The organism is Mesobacillus foraminis (assembly GCF_004340465.1).
In the GTDB taxonomy this organism is placed as follows: Bacteria; Bacillota; Bacilli; order Bacillales; family Cytobacillaceae; genus Mesobacillus_B; species Mesobacillus_B foraminis.
Genome location: NZ_SLVV01000012.1, coordinates 47839 through 69715, shown reverse-complemented (window position 1 = coordinate 69715; position 21877 = coordinate 47839). Strand labels below are relative to the sequence as shown.

The 21877-nt window shown below is 44.5% G+C and carries 20 protein-coding genes; 4 read left to right on the top strand and 16 right to left on the bottom strand.

Annotated elements, in window-relative coordinates; all coding sequences use genetic code 11:
- Positions 1–2: 2 nt before the first annotated feature.
- The 8 genes from EV146_RS21120 to EV146_RS21090 form a co-directional block, all read right to left on the bottom strand.
- Positions 3–539 (bottom strand): hypothetical protein, encoded by a 537-nt coding sequence (locus EV146_RS21120; protein WP_132010475.1) that lies wholly within the window; start codon positions 537–539, stop codon positions 3–5.
- Complete coding sequence (locus tag EV146_RS27680; RefSeq protein WP_199232700.1) at positions 536–688, bottom strand: hypothetical protein; 153 nt, start codon at positions 686–688, stop codon at positions 536–538. The genes EV146_RS21120 and EV146_RS27680 overlap by 4 nt, the downstream gene beginning before the upstream one ends.
- Positions 689–847: 159 nt before the next feature.
- Complete coding sequence (locus EV146_RS21115; RefSeq protein WP_132010473.1) at positions 848–2086, bottom strand: S1C family serine protease; 1239 nt, start codon at positions 2084–2086, stop codon at positions 848–850.
- A 172-nt stretch (positions 2087–2258) separates the two neighbouring features.
- Complete coding sequence (locus EV146_RS21110) at positions 2259–3674, bottom strand: sensor histidine kinase (protein ID WP_132010471.1); 1416 nt, start codon at positions 3672–3674, stop codon at positions 2259–2261.
- Positions 3664–4368 carry a response regulator transcription factor gene (locus EV146_RS21105; RefSeq protein WP_121611228.1) on the bottom strand — a complete coding sequence of 235 codons (705 nt, stop codon included), beginning with the start codon at positions 4366–4368 and terminating at the stop codon, positions 3664–3666. The genes EV146_RS21110 and EV146_RS21105 overlap by 11 nt, the downstream gene beginning before the upstream one ends.
- A gap of 183 nt (positions 4369–4551) precedes the next feature.
- Entirely contained in the window at positions 4552–5376 is an 825-nt protein-coding gene (locus tag EV146_RS21100) for an EcsC family protein (protein ID WP_132010469.1), read from the bottom strand.
- Between the two features lie 132 nt (positions 5377–5508).
- On the bottom strand, positions 5509–6702 hold the full coding sequence (locus EV146_RS21095) for an MFS transporter (RefSeq protein ID WP_132010467.1): 1194 nt from the start codon (positions 6700–6702) through the stop codon (positions 5509–5511).
- Between the two features lie 128 nt (positions 6703–6830).
- Complete coding sequence (locus EV146_RS21090; protein WP_132010465.1) at positions 6831–7163, bottom strand: nucleoside triphosphate pyrophosphohydrolase; 333 nt, start codon at positions 7161–7163, stop codon at positions 6831–6833.
- A 250-nt stretch (positions 7164–7413) separates the two neighbouring features.
- On the opposite strand from EV146_RS21090, the gene EV146_RS21085 reads away from it, so the two are divergent.
- Positions 7414–8106: a Na-translocating system protein MpsC family protein gene (locus EV146_RS21085; protein WP_241993999.1), complete on the top strand. Its 693-nt coding sequence runs from the start codon at positions 7414–7416 to the stop codon at positions 8104–8106.
- Positions 8107–8148: 42 nt separating this feature from the next.
- On the opposite strand, the gene EV146_RS21080 is transcribed toward EV146_RS21085, so the two are convergent.
- From EV146_RS21080 to EV146_RS21070, 3 genes are all read right to left on the bottom strand, one after another.
- Positions 8149–8547 (bottom strand): anti-sigma regulatory factor, encoded by a 399-nt coding sequence (locus EV146_RS21080; protein ID WP_132010463.1) that lies wholly within the window; start codon positions 8545–8547, stop codon positions 8149–8151.
- 279 nt (positions 8548–8826) lie between these two features.
- Positions 8827–10596: a gamma-glutamyltransferase gene (gene ggt / locus EV146_RS21075; RefSeq protein ID WP_132010461.1), complete on the bottom strand. Its 1770-nt coding sequence runs from the start codon at positions 10594–10596 to the stop codon at positions 8827–8829.
- A gap of 208 nt (positions 10597–10804) precedes the next feature.
- A complete protein-coding gene (locus EV146_RS21070; protein WP_132010459.1) occupies positions 10805–12061 on the bottom strand; it encodes a DUF445 domain-containing protein in 1257 nt (418 codons plus the stop codon).
- A 235-nt stretch (positions 12062–12296) separates the two neighbouring features.
- Between EV146_RS21070 and EV146_RS21065 the strand changes: the two genes are divergently transcribed.
- Positions 12297–13445 (top strand): PP2C family protein-serine/threonine phosphatase, encoded by a 1149-nt coding sequence (locus EV146_RS21065; RefSeq protein ID WP_121611220.1) that lies wholly within the window; start codon positions 12297–12299, stop codon positions 13443–13445.
- 40 nt (positions 13446–13485) lie between these two features.
- Here EV146_RS21065 and zupT read toward each other — a convergent pair whose 3' ends face one another.
- From zupT to EV146_RS21035, 5 genes are all read right to left on the bottom strand, one after another.
- Positions 13486–14292: a zinc transporter ZupT gene (gene zupT, locus EV146_RS21060; RefSeq protein WP_121611219.1), complete on the bottom strand. Its 807-nt coding sequence runs from the start codon at positions 14290–14292 to the stop codon at positions 13486–13488.
- Positions 14293–14635: 343 nt separating this feature from the next.
- A complete protein-coding gene (locus tag EV146_RS21050; RefSeq protein ID WP_132010455.1) occupies positions 14636–15448 on the bottom strand; it encodes a CheR family methyltransferase in 813 nt (270 codons plus the stop codon).
- Between the two features lie 12 nt (positions 15449–15460).
- Positions 15461–18235, bottom strand: a complete 2775-nt coding sequence (locus tag EV146_RS21045; RefSeq protein ID WP_132010453.1) for a response regulator — start codon at positions 18233–18235, stop codon at positions 15461–15463.
- 103 nt (positions 18236–18338) lie between these two features.
- Positions 18339–18869, bottom strand: coding sequence for a chromate transporter (locus EV146_RS21040; RefSeq protein WP_132010451.1), 531 nt, complete (start codon positions 18867–18869; stop codon positions 18339–18341).
- A complete protein-coding gene (locus tag EV146_RS21035; RefSeq protein WP_132010449.1) occupies positions 18869–19438 on the bottom strand; it encodes a chromate transporter in 570 nt (189 codons plus the stop codon). Before EV146_RS21035 ends, EV146_RS21040 begins: the two co-directional genes overlap by 1 nt.
- Before the next feature lie 284 nt (positions 19439–19722).
- Here EV146_RS21035 and EV146_RS21030 point away from each other — a divergent pair, with 284 nt between their 5' ends.
- Together EV146_RS21030 and EV146_RS21025 are read left to right on the top strand one after the other, a co-directional pair.
- Positions 19723–20253: an NfeD family membrane protein gene (locus EV146_RS21030; RefSeq protein ID WP_132010447.1), complete on the top strand. Its 531-nt coding sequence runs from the start codon at positions 19723–19725 to the stop codon at positions 20251–20253.
- A 12-nt stretch (positions 20254–20265) separates the two neighbouring features.
- Positions 20266–21825 carry a flotillin family protein gene (locus EV146_RS21025; RefSeq protein WP_132010445.1) on the top strand — a complete coding sequence of 520 codons (1560 nt, stop codon included), beginning with the start codon at positions 20266–20268 and terminating at the stop codon, positions 21823–21825.
- Positions 21826–21877 lie beyond the last annotated feature (52 nt).

The window sequence follows — 21877 nt, the reverse complement described above, 5'->3', positions numbered from 1 at the left end:
TGTTATTTATCCTCCCTGCGGATGGAATTTTCCCATTCGTCAAGAAAATCCCTTGTTTTCATTTGATTTTCGATTTGATAGCTACCTGCCAGCTCGGCTGCGGGGACAAACTCAAGTTCTTCTTCGTTTATTTTTTGAAAGAATTTATACCCTAGATAAGCCATTAAAATCAGGAATGGCACGCCAATGATTTTTGGAAGAAGAGAAAATACTCCGGCACTCAACAATACGGCACCAGCAATCTTGCCGCCCTTACCCTTAGAGACCCTCCAAATCATCCACCCCGCCAATGCCAGTCCGGCTTTAAACACGACTAGTAAAAGCACAGGGATAAAAAATGAGGCTTGTCCATAAATAGAACCATACGATCTGGCCCCGCGTTCAAAATGGTGGCCGCCTCCATAATGGCCAAACTGCCCGCCTTGCTGGAGAGAAAGCCCGGAAGTTCCGCCAATATGCGCTCCAATCATGTTGAAAAGAATCAGTCCAAGAAGCACAGCCGGTATAAGAATGAAACTCCACTTCATCATGCTCTTCATCTTCCTTCACCTCCTTTCATATAAACGCATTCCAGTGGTTCCTGTTTGTTTATCTCCAGCCACATCCTTATCGTTATTGTTTGTCCTGTTTCCCGGCTTTCTTCTGCTCTGTTATCGGTCCGGGTCTTCTTCGAATGATGCTCCTCCACAGAACTCCCTTAGTCCGTTCCTTCACGGAGTCCCGCCCAATCAACAGAGCCTTAAAAGCACACAATGTACCTGAGTGGTGTATTTGCAGTGATTTTCAGGTCAATGCCTCCTACTGCAAGGGTTCTTTTTTGAAAGCTCCGTTATCTTTGGTGTTGATTTCAGCTGGAAGCAGAATTGGAGCTTAGACTCACATTGATTGTGACTGCCTTGCCTTCACGATAGACTTTGAGCTCCGCTTTATCTCCTGTCTTCATGTTGGAATACATGTATTTCCGCAAGTCACTTGAATGATCCACATTATCGCCATTAATGGAGACGATGACATCCTGCTGTTTAAGCCCTGCTTTTGCTGCAGCAGAATTTGGATCCACATAGGTGACCATCGTTCCAGACTGAACATCTTCCGGGAGACTTTGAAGATAGGCACCAGGAATTTCCTCCAGATCGGCAAGATTAACTCCAAGGTAAGGGCGAGTTATCTGCCCTGTCTCAATCAATTCATTGATGATCGGCACCGCATCATTGCTTGGGATGGCAAATCCAAGACCTTCCACACCGCTTTCGGTGATTTTCAGGCTGTTGATACCAACCACATTCCCATTACCATCAATCAGTGCTCCGCCGCTGTTGCCGGGGTTAATGGCAGCATCGGTCTGGATTACATTTAGCTCCCACTCGCCGGCTGATGTTGAAACCTCTATTCCACGGTCGACTGCGCTGACAATTCCTTGTGTTACTGTCCTGGATAAGTCAAGTCCTAATGGATTCCCAATGGCGATGACCTGGTCTCCAGCCCGCAGCTTGGAAGAATCTCCGAACTCCATGGTATGGGAGGCATACTTTTCATCTATTTTTATGACAGCAAGGTCGGTTAAGGCATCCGCCCCGACCACCTCGGCTGTCGCCTTCTGTCCGTCATAAAGGGAAACTTCAACCTTGGACGCCCCCTCAATAACGTGATTGTTTGTCACAATATAAGCACTGCCATCCATTTTTTTGAAAATGACTCCTGATCCAGAGCCGCTTTCCTGATTTCCCTGCTCTCCCGATAATGGATTGGTCTGTTCCTGAATGTTCACAATCCCGACAATTGCCTTTGAGGCATTTTCCGCAATATCAGCAATGGATGATGCAGTGTCAGCTGTTGAGGTTTGAACAATATTGGCAGCAGCTTCTTCTGTCGGAACCTGCGTCGCCGCAGCCGTGCTGGTTTGCTGCTGGTCATTTTGCGGTTTTATAAAATCAAAGTAATCCGTATAGGTCACAGCTCCGAGCGTAAGGGCCGATCCGATGACACCAGCTGTAATGGTCGAAAGCAAGCTTTTTATCCCACCTGCTTTTCTGGCCTGTTTAACAGGCTTGGGCTCTTCTTCAAAGGCTTTATATAAATCACTCATTGTTTGTTCCTCCTTTTGTTCACTTACTATGCCTTTATCTTACCTGGGAGTTATGAACAAATTATTAACAAACTGAGGCTGCAATTTTAAAAATCATGGAAGTATTTAGAACCGGTTTTTTTCTTATTTTGACAAAAAAAAGCGGCAGAATATAGGTCTGCAGCTTTCAGTGTTACTCACTCTTTTTTATAGGAATTTTAATGACAAATTTCGTTCCTTGATCTTTTTCACTTTCCACCGTAATCTCGCCATCATGCAGCTGCACGAGCTGCTTGACAATCGACAGGCCGAGTCCGAACGCTCCATATGGATTGCTCGTTCTTGATAGATCCGCTTTATAGAAACGCCTCCATATTTTATCGATTTCAGCTGGATCCATTCCGATTCCTGTATCCTCTATTTCCAATACTGAATAGTCTTCTTCCATTCTTCCTCTGAGGATAATGCTGCCATTGCTTGTAAACTGGATCGAGTTTTTCGCTATATTGATTAAGATCTGCAAAAGCCGGTCATAGTCACCAAAAACATGGGCATTTTCCTGGGGTTCAATGACAATCTTATTGCCTCTTTCTCGAGCCTGCAATTCCAGCTGGTCTTTTAGGATTTCCAGAATTTCCTGCAGCTCGATTTCTTCCATGTTAAGCTTGACCTGATTCGACCTGATCTTTTCATAATCAAGGTTTTCATTCACCAGCCTGATCAGCCTTTTCGTTTCCTTGCTGACCAGATTGATCCCTTTTTCTTTTTCTGCCTCGGGAATCATATCATTCCTTAACCCTTCGATCACCCCGCTGATGGTCGTAAGGGGCGTCCTCATTTCATGGGAAACATCTGCCATGAATTGCCTCCTGCGGTTTTCAAGGCTGTCAATTTCCTCCATTGAAGAATTGATTTTATCCACCATCTGGTTAAAATCATTGGCCAGTTCCCCGATTTCATCAAAATTGGAGGAAGGGACACTAACTGAATAATTTCCTGACGACACGAGCGAGGTGGCCTCCTGAAGCTTTTTGATCCGGTTTACATGAACCCTGGATAAAAACCAGCTTAATATAAAAGAGACAGCGAGGGCAATCAGGACGGTAAATAGCAGGTATTGGCTGATTTCGCTTACCATTTCCCTTGTCCCTTTAATTGGGGAAGTCAAAAGAATGCCTCCGACAAATTTTCCGTGTTCACGATAGGGGAGAGCGACAAGTGTAACATCCTCGTCAAACCTTTTAAGGTCATAGTTATAAACAACCGGTTCCCCAATCTTCAGCTTGCGCCACTCCTTTTCCGTGAATTCAACGGCCGGTCCTCTCCACCTGATTGGGTTAAGCAGGTTCAAACGTTCATCAAAAACGCTGAACTGGATGTCCCGGCCAAACAAAACATTGGCATACTGATTAATCACCTGATCAGCGGGATCATCTCCTCTTTCAAGCTCATCAAGAATATTTCGTCCGTAGATGATCAATTCCTCCGTCTTATTGTCATAGACAAGATTCTCGACGAAGTTGGTAAAAATCAAGCTGAGGACAAGAAAAGCCACAAGCAGGACGCCAATGTGGCTGAAAATTTGCTGATAAAGGTATTTAATTCTCATTGCTTTCCACCGACTCATCGAACTTGTAGCCTACCCCCCACACCGTATGAAGGAATGGCCGGGCAGTTGATCCGATCTTTTTCCTCAGCCGTTTGACATGGACATCAACCGTTCGCTCATCACCATAAAATTGATACCCCCATACCCGCTCAAGGAGCTGCTCACGAGTAAACACCTGGCGCGGGTGCTGTGCCAAATACGACAGCAGGTCGAATTCCTTCGGCGTCAGGTTTGTCACTGCCTTGCCATCAAGGATGACTTCCCTGGTTTCCTTATTTATGCTCAAATGCTTTGTTTGAAGCAGGTTTTTTGTCTCACCTTCCTGGCTGTTTTTCTGATAGCGTCTTGCCACTGCTTTTATCCTCGCCATCAGGGCCAGCGGACTGAAGGGTTTAGTCACGTAATCATCAGCACCCATTTCCAATCCCAATACCTGATCTGATTCACTGTCTTTTGCTGTCAGCATAATAATCGGGATATCACTGTTTTCCTGTCTGATTTTTCTGCAAAGCGTGACACCATCCATCCCGGGCAGCATCCAGTCGACTATCATTAAATCCCAGGTTCCTGCCTTAAATTGATTAAAGCCCTCCTGGCCATCATGGACAAACCTTCCCTCAATTCCTTCCTTCAGGAAAAACATCTCGATCATCTCACAAACACTTTGGTTATCTTCTATAACAAGAATTTTCATCTTATCCCCACCTGAGCAATCTAATTGTTATGTTTAAGTTAGTATGAATTCACCTATTTATCAACCTTATAGAAGAAGATTTACAGGTTATTTCTCTGTTTGGAAATAGTTTGTTCATAATTTGAACGTTTAAATATAAAAGCCAAAGGGAAGTTAGATGGCCCTTTGGCTTTGGATTCCATTCTATTTAATGAGCGGCGGATCCGGGTCCGGAAACTTATCCAGTCTTTGGAGTACTCTCCGCTTTTGGTACAGCATGGTGGCGGCCTCGGACAGGTCGCTTACCATGGAACGATTGCTGAAAGCCCCGAAAATAATTCCCGCCACGGGAACCATCTGCAATAATTTTTTCCACCCAAACTGGTCACGGTATGTGTAGGCAACCTCCCTCCAGCCCTGAAGCTGGGACATCACCTGCTGTGTTTGCTGGCTTTCGGAATCATAAACTGAGAGTTCATCGAGAATTGCCTGCTTTCCAACAATATCTGCAGAGCTGAATTGCAGGCATTTCAGGATAAACACCCTTTCCTTTTTATCATTGGGATTATAGCCATGGATAATCGCAATTTCCTGAAGAGTCTTCAAGGAAATGGCCAGCAGGGCAGGAATATCAATTGCAAGGGTAAAAATCCCCCCTACCCCGGTTCCAGCGCCCTGGATCGTCGCTGCCTTTTTCCGTTGGCTTCCCAGTTCAAGCGAGGCTTGTTTCATCACCTGGAGAGGAAGCTCATTCATATCCGAAAGCTGACTGACGGTCCTCCCGGTCTTTTTCTGAATGAACTGGAAAACCTTCGTTTCATTCGTTAAATATTTTCCTCCGTCCTGGATATAGCTGCCAAGTTCATTTAAGAGTGTTCCAATTTTCTCCTGAATAAACCTGGGAGTCAGTTTATCCAGCATTTTAAATGGCAGACGGGTAATGCGCTCCCAAAACCACAAGCCTTTTTGGTCCTTTTCCCACTTTTCAATTTCCCTCAATTCGTTTAATAAAAGAGCCTTCGATTCCATATATTGCCCCACCTGTCCCTGTTATTGTTTCATTATAAACGTTTGGAGAGCTTAAAAGGTTTCATCTCACTACATTTCCACATAAATAAAACCACATCAATTTCGATGTGGTTGATTTGCCTGCAGCAGCTCCTAGGCCATTTGCTTGTTTTTCCTAAGTATGTATAAATAAAGCAAGATGGAGATGAACACGGAAGCCGCTGCCGTTTCGTATATGCTGTCATAGCCAAATAAATGGCCAATTTGGCCAAAGATGATCGCCCCGATACCTACCCCGAGATCAAAAAAAGAGAAAAAAGTGGCATTGGCCATTCCTTTTCTGTTACGTGGGGCCCTGGCGACAGACCAAGCCTGAAGTGCAGGCTGTACAGAGCCGAAGCCTAGGCCATACAAAGCAGCTGCCGTATAAAGGACCACACTGTTTGGAAGCCAGGCAAGCAGGATCATTGCCAGGAAAATCAGGAGAGCCCCCGGAATAAAAACAGCCTGATGACCTTTTCTGTCATAAAGCTGCCCCGCAAAAGTCCTTGAGAGCATAAGGAATATAGCATAAATCAGGAAGTACCATTGAATGCCCGGAACTCCCTTTTGAGCAGCGTACAAAGGCAGAAATGAAGCAATTCCGCCAAACGTCACCGTCAAGAAAAACAGCAGGACAGAGGGCTGCAAAGCGCTTTTTTCATACAGATCCCATTTGACATTGGTTACCTGCTTGGGATTCTGGTCCACTTTTTTATACCGGATCCTGGATCCCATAAGCAAGGCGGCCAATCCAAGTACTGCACATAATAGAAACAGCTGTTTGAATGACAGAACTCCTGTAAGGGCAAGTCCAAGTGAGGGCCCCAGGGCCAGGGCAATATTGCCCGATAAGCCGTAATACCCCATTCCTTCACCTCGCCTGGATGCAGGAATGAGGTCGGTGGCAATCGTCCCTGATGCAGTGGTTGAAAGTCCCCAGCCTATTCCCTGGATAATGCGCATGGCAAATAAAAAAGCCATTCCCATTGCCCAGCCGAATGATCCAACCGACAATACAAATATCAGAAGACCGACCAGATATACCAGCCCTCTCCCTTTTGACTCGAGGGCATGTCCTGCATAAGGGCGGATCAACAGAGCTGAAAAGGTAAAAATCCCAACTACCAATCCTATTAATTGATCGTTCCCGCCCAGTTGCTTGACAAATAACGGCAGCGTTGGAAGAGTCATTTGAAAACCCAGGAAAATAAAAAAGTTGGCACAGCAAATGAGGACAAAATCCCTTGACCAAATTTTCTCAACCCTGTCACCGGACTCCCGTTTTTTTATCAACTGTTCATTCATTAAAATCCTACTCTCTAACGGTCATTATCTATATTACACATCTTACCAGATTACTGACCATAATACCCGCAGATGAACCTGACCGGTTGAATCTAAAAAAGACCGTTTATTACCGATTATGACAAGCTTTATTGCAGGGTATTGACTGATTTAAGCAGTACCTTCCCCCTAAAGCTGCCCCGCTGCCTCTTCTTCATTTGCCTTGTAAAGTCCAGTTCCGCCTCGGAGATTCCTTTATGTTCAGCCAGGGCATAGAGCACCTCTAGAACATCGGCAATTTCACTTGCCAGCTTATCGGGCTGAGCCTTGATAAAATCATCAACCTCTTCCTTTAATTTCTCTTTTAGCTTTTCAATATATTCACGGTCGGATAATACGACAGTTTCACATATTTTCCCCTGTTGTCTCAACAGTTCAGGTATACGGTCTCGGACTAATTTGTTATATTTTTCTTCTCCCATATCGGTTCTCCTTTTTATGATACCTTTTTCTTACCACTTAACCTGACAGCATCAAGTTCAAACACAAAAAAGGGAATATCCAAAAATTTAGCTGCTATTCTAGCCCTCTTTTACATGAAAAGTTTAACAAAATTGCCAAAGGGTAGAGATTTAACTAGAAAATATACCAGTGTTTTTATTCTGGATCAGGAAAAGGTATGTACCAAGGACTGATGTTGGAAAATGTTAAATGTTGTGGGTGATTGTATTTATGGACATGAAAAAAAAACAAATCGAACTGGCAGGCTTTATCGGAAAACTTCTGCGTGATAACTTTGGAAAAGGGCCGGAGTCTGTTTTTACAACCATCTCCCCACCCTTTATTTTTGTATCTATACAAAATTTTATTTCCCCCGTTGAAGAGGCATTATTAAAACAGGATGAATTAAATACGGTACAGAATACAAGGGAAATTCTCATGCAGACTTTAGCTGGCGAGATAAGGGCTTATATGAAAATCATTACGGGAATGGAGATCGAGGAATTCTATTATGATTGGAATTTGAATAACAAATCGGGAGCTATTACGGCTGTGACAAATGGGTCCCTGTCCGGGCAGCAGGCTGCTATGTCAGATTATCCCCATCAAGAAGAGCTGCATCGAAAGGTGGTTGAGATCAGCCACGAGGTCCAGAAAGTGCCGGAGAAAATTTTCTCCTGTAGAATCAGCGACCGTGTTCTGCTGATCATCAGAGAAGGAATTTTAGTGAGAATAGAAAAAGAATTAATAAAACAAGGCTATAGCAAGATCTTAAAAACAACGAAAAGAGTATTGGAGAAGTCTTATTTACACAATAATGAGGTTGAACAAATTCTTGGTGTAAAAGTGGAGGATATATTTGTTGACTGGGACTTTACACGCGATAAGAGTGTTTTTGCCTTGACGTTAAGACCGGACCAATAACAACGATAAGAATGAAAAACCTCTATCTGCGAAGAGGTTTTGCTATCTTATCCATTTCGTGGCTTTTATACATGTACCTTGACCCTTTTCAGATTGAATCTGAAATTCATCCACCATTCTTTTAACAGCAGGAAGACCTGCCCCCAGGCTTCCTGAGGTTGAAAATCCTTGTTCCATCGCGTTATCAATGTCTTCTATACCCTGGCCATTGTCTTCTGCAATGATACTTAGTCCCTTCCTTGCCCCATCTATAAGCGGCAGGAGAGTAATGCTGCCCTGTCCCGCATACTTGTATATGTTCCGTGCCAATTCAGAAACCACGGTGATGATCCGGGATTGGTCGACAGGACCAAACCCTGTTTCTTTCGCTGCTTTTCTCCCAAAGTTTCGTACTGCGCTAATATCTTGTTCATTACGGATATCGATGGATTTCCCCTGCACATGATCCCCCCTGCTAGTTCCCTTTGTGCCCAATGGAAAGGCATGAAAAAAAGCCAGAAGGAAAGAAACTTCTTTCCTTCTGGCTTATGGCTGGTTCCATGCCCGGCTCATTTCCGCCCTATAATAAAAGAATTTTATTTAAAAGTAATTTTTTTAACAGTCATGTAAGACCTGAGCGTTTTTTCCCAAGTCCCTTCTTTATTTTAAGAGAGTAAGAGCCTTTATGCAATATGTTTAACACAATCTTTTTATCCACATATATCCAGGTCCCGCTAACACCTACTTCTTTTTCCCTTTCAAGTCGACTCCTATGGCTGCACCATTCCGGCTGGAGTCTGCTACTCCTTTAAAAAATCCCTTTTCATGATCAATTAAGATGCTTTGTACATTGCCAATCGTGGTGGGCTGTGGACCAAAGCGGTGTCCCATTCCATTTAGCGTGCTTAACACACCTTGTGGTATTCCTTCTTCGTATCGATAAGAGGTCAGGTTGTTTGTGTAAATCCTCGGCTCTTCAACAGCACGCTTCAGCTCCATGTCATATTCAATTGTATGGAGAATGGTCTGCAAAACGGAAGTAATAATGGTTGGTCCTCCCGGTGAGCCTACAGTAAGTACAGGTTTATCCCCTTCGAAGACGATTGTAGGAGTCATGCTGCTTAAAGGCCGTTTATTCGGCTGAACCTCATTTGCTCCTCCTGGCACGGCGTCAAAGTCAGTAAGTTCATTATTAAGCATAATGCCGTAACCAGGAACCATGATCCCTGTCCCAAAAAGCTGTTCAATCGTAGTAGTGTATGAGACAACATTTCCCCATTTATCGGTGACAGTAAAATGGGTTGTTTCTCCATACTTCCTGTCATTTGGCTGGACAGCAGCCTTGTAATTCGGCTGGGCTTCCTCATATTTCCAAGGGTCTCCGGCCGACGGGGATTGGTTGACATTTGAGATACTGATTAACTCCTGGCGTTCCTTAATATAATCAGGGTGCAATAGACCCTTTAGAGGAACCTTAACAAACTCCGGATCTCCGGCATAAGCAGCCCTGTCGGCATAGGCAAGGTGCATCGCTTCCGCAAGCAAATGATATTTATCGGCAGAACGCACATCATATTGAGAAAGATTGAAACCATCCAGGATCTTGAGCATTTGCAACAGGAAGACCCCACCGGAGCTAGGTGGAGGCATACTGGCAATTTTATATCCCTGGTAATCGCCCCAGATAGGCTCATCAATGGTAACATCATATTTGGCAAGGTCCCCGGTTTCCATTGAGCCTCCGAAATCCTGCACGACCTCTGCAAGTGCTTTTCCAATCTCTCCATTATAAAATACATCTGTACCTTTAGAACGTATCAATTTTAGTGTACGTGCCAAATCATCCTGTACGAGAGTATCCCCCTCTTTTAAAGGTTGTCCACCTGGCAGGAACACATTCTTCGCAGCTGTCCTGGAAAGAGTGAACTGGTTATCAGCGATTGCCTGGGCTAGGACAGAATCAATAGGAAACCCTTTATCAGCTAGCTTGATGGCTGGTTTGATCAATTGAGCCATAGGACGGGTTCCCCATATATCCAAAGCTTCCTCAAGCCCCTTTAAAGTTCCGGGAACTCCAACAGCTTTTCCTCCTGTAGACCTTTCCGAAAAAGGGATTGGATTTCCGTTTTCATCAAGGAACATGTCAGGGGCAGCCCCGTCAGGAGCCCGTTCACGACTGTTTATGATGGTCGTTTCCTTGGTCTTCCCATCGTAGACCATCATAAATCCACCACCGCCAATGCCTGACATCATTGGCTCGACTACATTCAAGGCAAACTGAATGGCAACCGCTGCATCAATCGCATTTCCTCCTTTGCGCAAAACATCTGCTCCGATTTCGGACGCGAGCGGATGGGCAGTGGCGACCATGCCGTCTTTCCCAGTGTCTACCTGGCTGTAGCTGTCATAGCTGAACTCTGGTTTCTTTGCCAGGCTGTTTGCCGGCATCATACTGAAGACCAGTATCAGACTTAGAAACGCCATCAGCCCTGATTTCGTTAGCAGTTTCATATCTTCCCCTCCATTTTTAAAGTTTCACTTCAAACTTATGGAAAGGACAAATGAAATTCAAGTAAATTGCTCTACTTTTCTGAATTTTAAATATTTATACCTACCTTCTTCCCGAAAAGCAGGTCCTAAGATCCAGGCAGAACGAAATGTCGAGTGGAGAGAGTAAATAAAAAGCTGACAGTACGGTGTACCGCCAGCTTAACTGTATTTAAATAATCAGCTTAAACAATGACAGAAAGATTCCTATAATAAAACCGCATACAGCACCGTTAACGCGAATCCATTGCAGATCCTTTCCGATATGATTTTCCATCATATCAATGAGCGTATCTGTATCCAGCTTATCTAGATTCTCTTTCACAAGAGTCCCTATCTTTGAGTGATTTCTCTCGATTGCACCGGCAACTTGTTTGTGGATCCAGCTTTCGATTGCCTTCATTTTGGAGTCATCCTCTTTCAATCCTGCAATGAAACGGAAGATGACAGGATAGACATGGGTGTCGATAAAATCATCCTGATTGACTAGATCAAGAATGCGCCCTTTAGTCTGGAATAGAATGGAATGTATCTGACCTTCAAGCTCCAGCTGGTTAACAAGTCTGTTTTTCCATTCATTAATATCATTCATTAAATGCTCGCGTTCGTGAAGCTCCTCAAGTTCTGTACGGATCCGCTGAAGGATCATTTGACGGGACTTATTATCCGGTTTGCTGACATTAATAATTCGATTCAAAATAAATGTCTGCACCATTTGGCCGATTTTTTCCTCATTGACCAGCTGGCTGAAGGATTGGATGGCAAATTTCAATAACCCGTCAGCTTCTGTGGTTTCAATCAGCTGCTTCCCCATTTTACCGAGAGTTTGCTTGGTCTCGGCCTTTGCAGCCCATTTTCCTGTTTCAGCAAGAATATGGTCGAAGAGCGCCTCATCGTATTGATTAGCCCTGATTCCATCCGTCAGTGCCTTTAAAGGTTTTGCAGAATCAATGGAGGACAGATATGATTTAAGTTCTTTTTCCAGAAAAGGTGCAAGCTTTTCAATCTTGGCATTCTGAACACTTTCCCTGATGATGGAATGAAGGCCGTTTTTTATATGTTCGGACTGCATCTCCCTGGTAATCATGTCCAGCAGTTTTTCGGTAAATTGAATCTGGTTGATTTTTTCCTGAATACTATCCTTTGTCAGCCACTCTTGCTCGAGCATGCGGATCAAGGAATTAGTGACTTTATCCCGGTTTTTTGGCAGCAATGCAGTATGGGGGATCGGAAGCCCAAGCGGATGGCGAAACAGTGCCGTTACTGCAAACCAGTCTGCGAGCCCGCCGACAAGTCCAGCTTCAAACCCGCCTTGGAGCAGTCTTCCCCAAAGAGAATCCTGAAGAGGAATGGTCAACAAAAAGCCTGCTCCCATTACAGCAAGTGAAGTGCCGGCCAGGTACCTTGATTTTCCTTGTTTTTTTGCCATAATTCTCCCTCTGTAGCTCTTAATTAAACTTCATTTACGTAACTCTATTATTGTACAGTTTTACGTTATTTTCAAACAGCTGAACCTATTTTACACTTTTTTTTGGAACAGCCCCTGCTAATTAAATAATATTGATAAAATACTTTTTAATATGTTTTATTTATAATTTATAGGGTATAGGTACCAAGATAAGTACATAAACGCCAATTGTTGTCGTTATAAGGGGTAAGTTAATATGGGGATTCTAGTGGTAGATGACAACCAGGCTAATCTGTTTGTCATTGAAAAAATATTAAAGCGAGCTGGTTATAAAGATTATGAGTCTTTTTCTTCTGCTCAGGAACTGTTTACCTACCTTCAAATTGACAGTCCTGCTCCTGTGGAGAAACCAGTTGATTTAATCCTGATGGATATTATGATGCCGGAGATTGACGGAATCGAAGCCTGCAAAGTGCTGCAGTCCATCCCGCATCTAAAAGACATTCCAGTCATTTTTGTGACGGCGCTGGAAGATTCAAACAAGGTAGCAGAAGCTCTCGATGTCGGCGGAACCGATTATGTGATGAAGCCGATTAATAAAACAGAGCTGCTAGCGCGGATCAGGGTGGCCTTGAGGTTAAAGTACGAAAAAGACTGGCATAAAAAGCAGGAGGAAAAAATCCGCAACGAACTTGAGCTCTCGATGCAGGTGCAATCAAGCCTGCTTAGCGAGCCCATCAGCGATAAATCCTTAACCATCAAAGCTTCCTATTTGCCTGCCAATACCCTGGCTGGAGATATGTATTATTGGTACAGGCTGGACGAGCACCGCTATGCCGCCATTCTCCTTGATATGATGGGGCATGGCATCTCAGCTTCCCTTGTTTGCATGTTCATTTCCTCTGTCCTCCGCGACTCGATCCGCAGCTGTTCTGATCCCGAATATGTGATCGGCGAATTAAATCGCTGGATGAATTCCCTAAATCACCGAAACCGGCAAATTCCTTACTATTTTACGGCCATCTATTTAGTACTGGATACAAGCAAAAAAACACTTGAGTACGTAAACGCCGGACATCCTCCCGGGTATGCCCTTGTCGACGGCGGAGATTTGCTCGAACTCTCAAATCGGACATGCGCTGTGGGTTTTTTCGATAAAATAGAGGTTCAGAAATCCGTGATTCCTTACAATCAATCCATACAAGTCATCCTCTTTACAGATGGCGTGGAGGAAGCAGCTGAAAGAAATGGAAAAGAGGGCATAACAACGATAAAAAGAGCCGCGTCCATCTACTGGGAAGATCCTAAGGAGCCGATTGATCTCCTCCTTACCAAGGAGCATCAGGCAAATGCGAGTGATGACATGTGTACAGTGTTCATCCAGGCAGTAGCCCAACATACATAAAATAAAAACGCTTGGAGGTGAGAACACTCCAAGCGTTTTTTTAGATGATGATTAAGAGGCTCAGGGCCATGACAGCCATTCCGCCAATAAGTCCATAGATGGACATATGGGCTTCATCGTATTTTTTAGCAGCAGGCAGCAGTTCATCCAGAGAAATAAAGACCATGATTCCTGCAACTGCTGCAAAGATGATCCCAAACATGATATCGTTCAAGAATGGCATTAAGAAAAGATAGGCCACCAGCGCACCGACCGGCTCTGACAGCCCGGAAAGGAATGATAATTTAAAAGCCCTTTTCCTGTCCCCAGTAGCAAAATAGACAGGGACGGACACCGCAATCCCTTCAGGAATATTATGAATCGCTATCGCAATGGCAATTGCCACACCAAGAGCCGGGTCCTGCAGCGCCGATGTAAAAGTGGCAATTCCTTCTGGGAAGTTGTGTATGCCAATCGCTAATGCAGTAAAGGTGCCCATCTTCAGCAATGCAGGGTCCTGAGCCTTATTGGCAGGATTCATATCTTCAACTGTTTTAATCTCATGCGGGTTCCCATGCTTTGGGATAAATTTGTCTATTAGAGCAATTAAGAGCATGCCGCCAAAAAAGCCACCCACGGTCAGCCAGCTTCCAAGTTCATCTCCCAAGGATCCTGACAGCGCCACTTTTGCTTTTACAAATATTTCAATCATGGAAACATAAATCATGACACCAGCAGAAAACCCGAGAGCTATCGATAGAAATTTGGTATTGGTCCTTGATGTAAAAAAGGCAAGGATACTGCCAATCCCGGTTGCAAGACCAGCCATTAGGGTTAACCCGAAGGCCAGTAATACCTCTGAGCTCATCACCATTCCTCCTACAGTCAATTTAAAAATATTGTTTCGCTATGTTTTAACTTATGCTCAAATCTAATAAAGTTTCCTTTAGGAAACATTTTAAACACTGGCAAACTGTAGCGTCAACAATAAGGTATTCAAAATAAAAAAAAGTGTTGAAACATTTTTGTTTCAACACTCAGACTGTAGACAAACTGTTGACTTCCGGTCCAGGCGTTCCGCTTTCCGCGGGGAGGGCGGTGAGCCTCCTCATTACTATCATTACTGATTCTGCGGGTTTCACCTGTCCCGCTGATCCAACAGGGGTCTTCACCCTTCCACTCCACTCAACAGGTTTATTCAATCGATTCCTTCAGCTTTTTTTACGGTATAGTTTTTCTTCCGGACAAAAATCGCTAAAATTGCTTTCAATCTCGGTTCTGATCGTCTCTTTGCTTCCAAGGCCGAGAAAGCCTCCTGCGCCAAGGCTTTCCTCGAACAATGAAAGCACTTTGGACTGCAGCTGCAAATTAAAGTAGATCAAGACATTCCTGCAGATAATCACATGGAATTCATTGAAGGAACCGTCAGTAACAAGGTTATGCTGGGCAAAAATAATTTTCTCAAGCTGTTTTGGAGCAAGATAAGCAAATTGACTGTCGGTATGATAATATTCGGAAAAGGATCTTCTCCCGCCAGCCTGAATATAATTCTTTGTAAACAATTGCATTTTTGCAAGCGGGATTATTCCTTTTTCAGCTTTTTGAAGAACACTTTCATTCATATCCGTTGCATATATTTTAACCTTTGGCCCGAGACCCTCTTCCTCCATCAGGATCGACATGGAGTACGCTTCCTCCCCAGTAGAACACCCTGCATGCCAAATCCGAATCTCAGGAAGGGTTCTTAAATAAGGAACAACATCCTTCCTGAAAGTATGAAAGAAAGAAGGATCCCTGAACATTTCAGTAACATTAATTGAAAAATCATGAAGCAGCTTCTTAAGACAGTTTTCATCATGGATAACTTTTTCAGTCAGCCTGCTTATTTGCGGCAGCTGTTCGAGCCGAAGCCTGTTCTGCACCCGCCTCATAATCGAGGATCGCATGTACTGTCTAAAATCAAAGCCGGATAACCGATAAACCGCAAGCAGCAATAATTCTAGTTCAAGTTCTTCCTTATCCATTCTACATTCCTCTTATTCTTTGGTAATCCAGACACGCATAACGGATAAAAGCTGGTCGAGCTTCAGAGGTTTGCTGACATAATCGGACGCCCCTGCTTCAAGACATTTCTCCCGATCTCCCTTCATCGCCTTAGCTGTAAGGGCAACGATCGGAATATCTTTTCCACTTTCCATGCTTCTGACACGCTTCATGGTTTCATATCCATCCATAACAGGCATCATAATATCCATCAGCACAATATCCGCTTCCGTTTTATCCATGATTTCGAGACATTCAAGCCCGTTTTCAGCTGTAATGACCTCCATGCCTTCCTTTTTCAGAGCCTTGGTGAGTGCATAGATATTTCTTTGGTCATCATCGACCACAACCACCTTTTTACCAGACAGGATATTGGTTTCAAGAGAATCCCTGCCGTTTACCACCCCTTGTACCAAGGTGTCGCTATGATCATCGCCGCCAGGAAGGATTTCGGCAGCTGATGCCACCTCTTCAAAGGATTGATGTTCACTGGAGAAAGGAACTCCATTAGGCAGGCTTGGAATGAGGAGCGTAAAGACGCTTCCTTTCCCTTCCTGACTTTCTACCTGGACAACTCCACCAAGCAGGCGGGCAAATTCCCTCGAAATCGACAGGCCAAGACCCGTTCCGCCGTACTTTCTCATCGTTGCACCATCGCCTTGCTGGAAAGCATCAAAAATTATCATTTGCTTTTCTTTTGTAATTCCAATCCCCGTATCAGCCACTTTAATTTTCAGCCAATCATTCACCCCATCCCAATTTGGAAGGCTCGCAAGCTCCTTGCTGCCAGCTTTCTCCACCGAGACAGCAACTGATCCTTCCTCGGTAAATTTGAATGCATTGGACAACAGATTTTTAACAATCTGCTGAAGCCTCTGTTCATCCGTATAAAAAACATCCGGGAGGTCCTTGCTGGCCGTGACGGAAAACTCCAGATTTTTATGAGCCGCCAAATGGGCAAACAGCTGGTTGATTCGATCACTGAATTCTTTGATATTGACTACATCGAATTCGACCTCAAGCTTCCCTACCTCTACTTTTGAGAGATCAAGAATATCATTGATAAGATCGAGTAAGTCCTGGCCAGAGGTGTGGATCACCCGCGAAAATTCCTTTTGTTCATCAGTGAGTGCCTGATCCTCATCTTCCGTAAGCATCTCAGACAGAAGCAGGATCGAGTTTAACGGAGTTCTCAGTTCATGCGACATATTTGCCAGGAATTCTGACTTGTATTTCGAACTGAGCTGAAGCTGTTTTGCATGTTCTTCAAGGTCTTTTTTTGCTTTTTGGAGCTGTGCTGATTTTTGTTCAGCTTCTTTTGAACGTTCTTCCAGCTGTTCATTTATCATCCTTAATTCCTCTGCCTGGGTCTGCAGCTCTTCCGACTGTGCCTGAAGCTCTTCGGACTGGGATTGCAATTCTTCTGTCTGAGCCTGCGACTCGAGCAGCAGTCTCTCAACTTCCATTCTTCCAAGTATATTTGTCACAGCGATACCCAGTGTTTCAAGTACTTTTTCGACTAGGATTTTTTCTGCTTTTGTGAATTCCCGAAGGTTGGCCAGCTCAATTACAGCCACAACCTCATCCTTAACAATGACTGGCGAGATCAGAATCGATTTCGGTACAGCCTCCCCGAAAGCTGTCATAACCGGAGTATAACTGTCCAGGACATTAGTAAGGTAGATTGCCTTTTTCTCCCGGGCGCACTGTCCAACCAGGCCTTCCCGGACAGGAATGACTTCCCTCCCTGCATCATTTCCGCTATCAGCATAGGAAGCTATTTTTCTAAAAACTGCATTTTCGCCATTTCCATCATGCAAATAAAAAGCACCCAGGCTCGCACCTGCTGTCGGTACAAGCTTTGTAATGAACTGATCCGCCAACAGTTCAATTTCTGTGCTCCTATGGTATAAATTAATAATATTGGCCGAATGAGTCTGAATCCAGTTCTGCTCCGCTATTTCTGATGTGTACTCCTTTTCCCTGGCATTATACGTTTCCAGGGACGCAGCCATTGAATTGAACGAGTAAGCAATCTGGCCAATTGCATCATCTGTTTCCTGTTTCAGCCTCGGAAGGGTGTCCAGGTTTTCATAGTCTATCGCCTTAATTCCGTCTGCAATCGTTTCAAGACTCCTATTTGTGCTCCTGATTACCCAAAGGGTAACGGTAGAGATTAAGAGAATGGCAGCAGCAACTGCAGCAATAAGGCTTGCCACAAGCTGCCTAAAAGCGGTATTGGAGGCGTTCATTGCCTCACTGATCAGGCTTTCCTGATAGTCCTTAAATTCATTAAGCGTTTTAAACAGGGTGCTGCGGTTCGCGCTCCCACTATTATAAATTTCCACTAGCTCCCCAGAAGCCGCACCGGCAGACAGCCCGTCGAGAATCTCTATTTTCATATCGGAAATGCTCCGGTAAGCATCCTCCACATCATTCAGCAGCTCTCTGGACCGCTTTTTATTAAGAGTTCCTTCCAGAGACGAAATATTCTCGTTAATTCCCCGCTCACTTTCGTCAAGGAAGGCGGCCTGGTTACTGGATCCCTCATGTTCTCCCTGATTAACCAAGTATAATAGTTCCCGGTCTTCCTGGTAAATTTGCTGCCTGATTTCCATTGCCTTATTGACCTTTTCATACCGGTCCTGGACAATTTCGAGCATGTTTGTCTTGATGGTGCTTGTCATGTACATGATGACAAACAACAGGAGGACTAAAAAGAAAATGGTCAGGCCCAATCCCATAAACTGTTTCTTTTTAAATGTCACTGCACCAGCCTTCTTTCTGATATATGTATAATGATTACTGTGTTAATTTTTCGTACTTCTACTATACCAATAAGACTTTTCAATGGCGAGCATCGAGCTCTTTTTAGGATAGAACAATGGCACCGTAAATCAAGGCTCCTGCAATGACATAGGCAGGATGAATTTTAAGCTTTTCCATTAATATGAAGCTGATTCCCCCAATAAAAAGGGTTTGCATGGTTCCAACACTTTCATTAGAGGAAAAAAAGAAATCATATGTCATAATGCCAAGCAGCACAGCGATAATTGGCCTGACGACAATCGTAAGCCGTTTAACCCTCGGTGATTCCTTATATTTCATTAGCAGTCCCAGCAGGCCAATCATCAGAACCAGAGAGGGCGCGACCGAGGCAAAGACTGCTGTTGCTGCTCCCGCTATTCCGCCCACCTCATAGCCGATATACCCTGCCATCTTGGTTGCGATCGGGCCAGGCAAGGCATTTCCGAGCGCCAGCACTTCACTGAATTCTTTCACTGACAGCCATCCATACCGGTCCACTACCTCATTTTCGATTAATGGAATCGAAGCCGGACCTCCGCCATAGCCGAGAATCCCGGGAATAAAGAAAGCTAAAAATATATGAATATAAAGCATTATTCACCCCCCCTATTTCTCTTTTGCCCATTCCCAGAAACAGGAATTAGCAGCGCACCGGCCAAAAAGGCAAAGATAATGAACGCTGGATGGATATTCAAGCCCTCAAGCAACAGGAGGCTAATCCCAATCAGACAGAATGTCCAAAGCCATCCGATTTTCGACTTTCCCGACTTTTCAACAAAGCCCCATGTCAGGACACCGAGCATTACTGCCACCACCGGCACCACGGCTTCCGCCATCCCCTTCACCCATGCTTCATCTTTATAGGCATTTAAGCCTGTCAGCAAAAGAATCATTAAAATAATGGACGGGGTCACTGAAGCCAGAATGGCATTTATCATTCCGGTAATTCCTCCTACCCGATAGCCAATGTATCCAGCCATTTTTGTATTGATCGGACCTGGGAGAGCATTCCCGAGAGCAAGGATGTCACTGAACTCATCGGAGTCCATCCATTTAAACGTCTCTACTACTTCTTTATGTACAAGAGGAATCGAGGAGGGGCCCCCGCCATAGCCCAATATTCCCGAACGGAAAAAAGCAATGAAGATATCTTTTTGTCTCATGCATTCACCTTCTTAAATTTTTTTAACACACAGTCCTCCTGCCGCCTGTCTTGCCTTCTTTTTATTCTAAAGGAAAGTTCCGGCAAATAAAATTGAAATTGAGTTCCTTTTCGTTCGCCATGCTTATCCATAAGGGTTAGAAGAAAAAGTAATTTTTTTATTATTTGAAACTATTTTCCTTTTTTATCCGTAATAAGACTATTCAGTAACAGGGAGGAGGGCTTGTCACACAAAAGCATAGTTTGTCTAAAAACCATTAAAGATTCTAAAAAGGACGATGAACAATGGAGCTATTTGGTTTGCCTGTTGAAACAGTATATTTTTATGCCTTGATTTTCTCAGGTGCCGTAACTCTTCTCTACCTGTTCTTCGGCGATGCTTTGAGCGGCTTATTGGATGGACTGATCAACCCTGTCCTGATTTTTTCTTTCATCGCCATTTTCTCGGCCGCAGGATATGCAGCCGAGGTACTTACCTCGTTTCACAGTATATTGATTGCCGTTATTTCGGCCATTATTTCCCTTATTCTTGTCATACTGTTAAATATTTTTGTCTTAATCCCATTATCTGCTGCCGAAGAATCACTGGTGTACAAGGAAACGGATTTAAGGGGCAGGACTGGTACAGTCATAACGACTGTCCCTGAAGATGGATATGGTGAAGTGCTGATTGAAAGCATCAGCGGGCGGATTGCCAAGCCTGCGGTCAGCTTTAATAAAAGAACAATTCCATCCGGAAGCAAAGTGCTGGTTATTGACGTGGCCGATGGTGTCCTTGAAGTCGGCCTGTATGAAGAAATGGAGAACTTTTATTAGGAGGTCATTGATATGAGCATGGTCTGGATTGTCACTGCAATCGCTGTTTTTTTAATTTTAGCTTTAATAGGTGTCTTTATTACGAAGTATAAAACAGCTGGACCTGATGAGGCTTTGATTGTAACCGGGAGTTTCCTAGGCAGCAAGAATGTACATGTAGACGAATCAGGCAACCGGATAAAAATCATCAGGGGCGGCGGTGCATTTATTTTCCCTGTATTTCAGCAGGCACGCCCTTTGAGCCTATTGTCAAGCAAGCTTGAGGTAACTACTCCCGAAGTATATACCGAGCAAGGTGTCCCTGTCATGGCTGATGGAACGGCCATCATTAAAATTGGCGGCTCTATCAGTGAGATTGCGACGGCGGCCGAGCAATTCCTTGGCAAGTCAAAGGAAGACCGGGAAAATGAAGCGCGGGAAGTACTTGAAGGTCATTTGCGCTCCATTCTTGGTTCGATGACAGTGGAAGAGATTTATAAGAACAGAGATAAATTCTCGCAGGAGGTCCAGCGTGTCGCCTCTCAGGACCTTGCAAAAATGGGTTTGACCATTGTATCTTTTACAATCAAGGATGTCCGGGATAAAAACGGGTATCTCGATTCACTCGGGAAGCCCCGGATTGCCCAGGTAAAACGGGATGCAGATATTGCTACAGCGGACGCCGAAAAGGAAACCCGGATTAAAAAGGCAGAAGCCGATAAGGAAGCTAAAAAAGCGGAATTTGAACGGGCTACAGAAATCGCTGAAGCAGAGAAAATCAATAAATTGAAGGTTGCCGAATACCGTCGGGAGCAGGATATAGCCAAGGCGCGCGCTGACCAGGCGTACGATCTGGAAACAGCCCGCTCCAAACAGGATGTTACAGAACAAGAGATGCAGGTTAGGATTATTGAGCGCCAGAAACAAATTGAGCTAGAAGAAAAAGAAATTCAGCGCCGTGAGCGTCAGTATGATTCGGAAGTGAAAAAGAAAGCGGACGCGGACCGCTATGCCGTCGAACAATCGGCTGCCGCACAAAAAGCAAAAGAAATGGCCGAGGCTGACGCCAATAAATACAGGATTGAAGCCATGGCACGCGCTGAAGCTGAAAGGGTTCGAATGGATGGTCTCGCCAAGGCGGAGGCCCAAAAAGCCCAGGGGGAATCAGAAGCCGAGATTATCCGATTAAAAGGGATGGCCGAAGCCCAGGCAAAGGAAAAAATTGCCGAAGCCTTCGAAATGTTTGGCCAGGCCGCGACTCTCGATATGATTTTAAAAATGCTGCCTGAATATGCCAAACAAGTGGCAGGCCCATTGGGCAATATTGACAAAATTACTGTTGTTGATACCGGAGGCAGCGGGGCGAACGGCGGGGCTAATAAAGTCACCGGGTATGCTACAAACCTCATGGCCGGCCTTCAAGAAAGCCTAAAGGCTTCCTCAGGCATCGATGTTAAAGAACTGATCGAAAATTTCTCAGGGAAAGCCAATGTTAGGCAAAGTATTGATTCCCTAACCTCCGAACTCCGCGGAAACCCCCTGCCGCTGGAGCAGTCAAAGGAAAAAGTGGGCGCGGCACCACAGGCGGAATAACATGAAAGGCAAGCCCCGTGCGGGCTTGCCTTTTGTTGTTTTTATTCTAGAC

Excerpts from the sequence above, each read along its gene's own strand:
- EV146_RS21120 (WP_132010475.1), bottom strand. The coding sequence starts at position 539 with ATGAAGAGCATGATGAAGTGGAGTTTCATTCTTATACCGGCTGTGCTT.
- EV146_RS21115 (WP_132010473.1), bottom strand. The coding sequence starts at position 2,086 with ATGAGTGATTTATATAAAGCCTTTGAAGAAGAGCCCAAGCCTGTTAAA.
- EV146_RS21110 (WP_132010471.1), bottom strand. The coding sequence starts at position 3,674 with ATGAGAATTAAATACCTTTATCAGCAAATTTTCAGCCACATTGGCGTC.
- EV146_RS21105 (WP_121611228.1), bottom strand. The coding sequence starts at position 4,368 with ATGAAAATTCTTGTTATAGAAGATAACCAAAGTGTTTGTGAGATGATC.
- EV146_RS21100 (WP_132010469.1), bottom strand. The coding sequence starts at position 5,376 with ATGGAATCGAAGGCTCTTTTATTAAACGAATTGAGGGAAATTGAAAAG.
- EV146_RS21095 (WP_132010467.1), bottom strand. The coding sequence starts at position 6,702 with ATGAATGAACAGTTGATAAAAAAACGGGAGTCCGGTGACAGGGTTGAG.
- EV146_RS21090 (WP_132010465.1), bottom strand. The coding sequence starts at position 7,163 with ATGGGAGAAGAAAAATATAACAAATTAGTCCGAGACCGTATACCTGAA.
- EV146_RS21085 (WP_241993999.1), top strand. The coding sequence starts at position 7,414 with ATGGACATGAAAAAAAAACAAATCGAACTGGCAGGCTTTATCGGAAAA.
- ggt (WP_132010461.1), bottom strand. The coding sequence starts at position 10,596 with ATGAAACTGCTAACGAAATCAGGGCTGATGGCGTTTCTAAGTCTGATA.
- EV146_RS21070 (WP_132010459.1), bottom strand. The coding sequence starts at position 12,061 with ATGGCAAAAAAACAAGGAAAATCAAGGTACCTGGCCGGCACTTCACTT.
- EV146_RS21065 (WP_121611220.1), top strand. The coding sequence starts at position 12,297 with ATGGGGATTCTAGTGGTAGATGACAACCAGGCTAATCTGTTTGTCATT.
- zupT (WP_121611219.1), bottom strand. The coding sequence starts at position 14,292 with ATGAGCTCAGAGGTATTACTGGCCTTCGGGTTAACCCTAATGGCTGGT.
- EV146_RS21050 (WP_132010455.1), bottom strand. The coding sequence starts at position 15,448 with ATGGATAAGGAAGAACTTGAACTAGAATTATTGCTGCTTGCGGTTTAT.
- EV146_RS21040 (WP_132010451.1), bottom strand. The coding sequence starts at position 18,869 with ATGCTTTATATTCATATATTTTTAGCTTTCTTTATTCCCGGGATTCTC.
- EV146_RS21035 (WP_132010449.1), bottom strand. The coding sequence starts at position 19,438 with ATGAGACAAAAAGATATCTTCATTGCTTTTTTCCGTTCGGGAATATTG.
- EV146_RS21030 (WP_132010447.1), top strand. The coding sequence starts at position 19,723 with ATGGAGCTATTTGGTTTGCCTGTTGAAACAGTATATTTTTATGCCTTG.
- EV146_RS21025 (WP_132010445.1), top strand. The coding sequence starts at position 20,266 with ATGAGCATGGTCTGGATTGTCACTGCAATCGCTGTTTTTTTAATTTTA.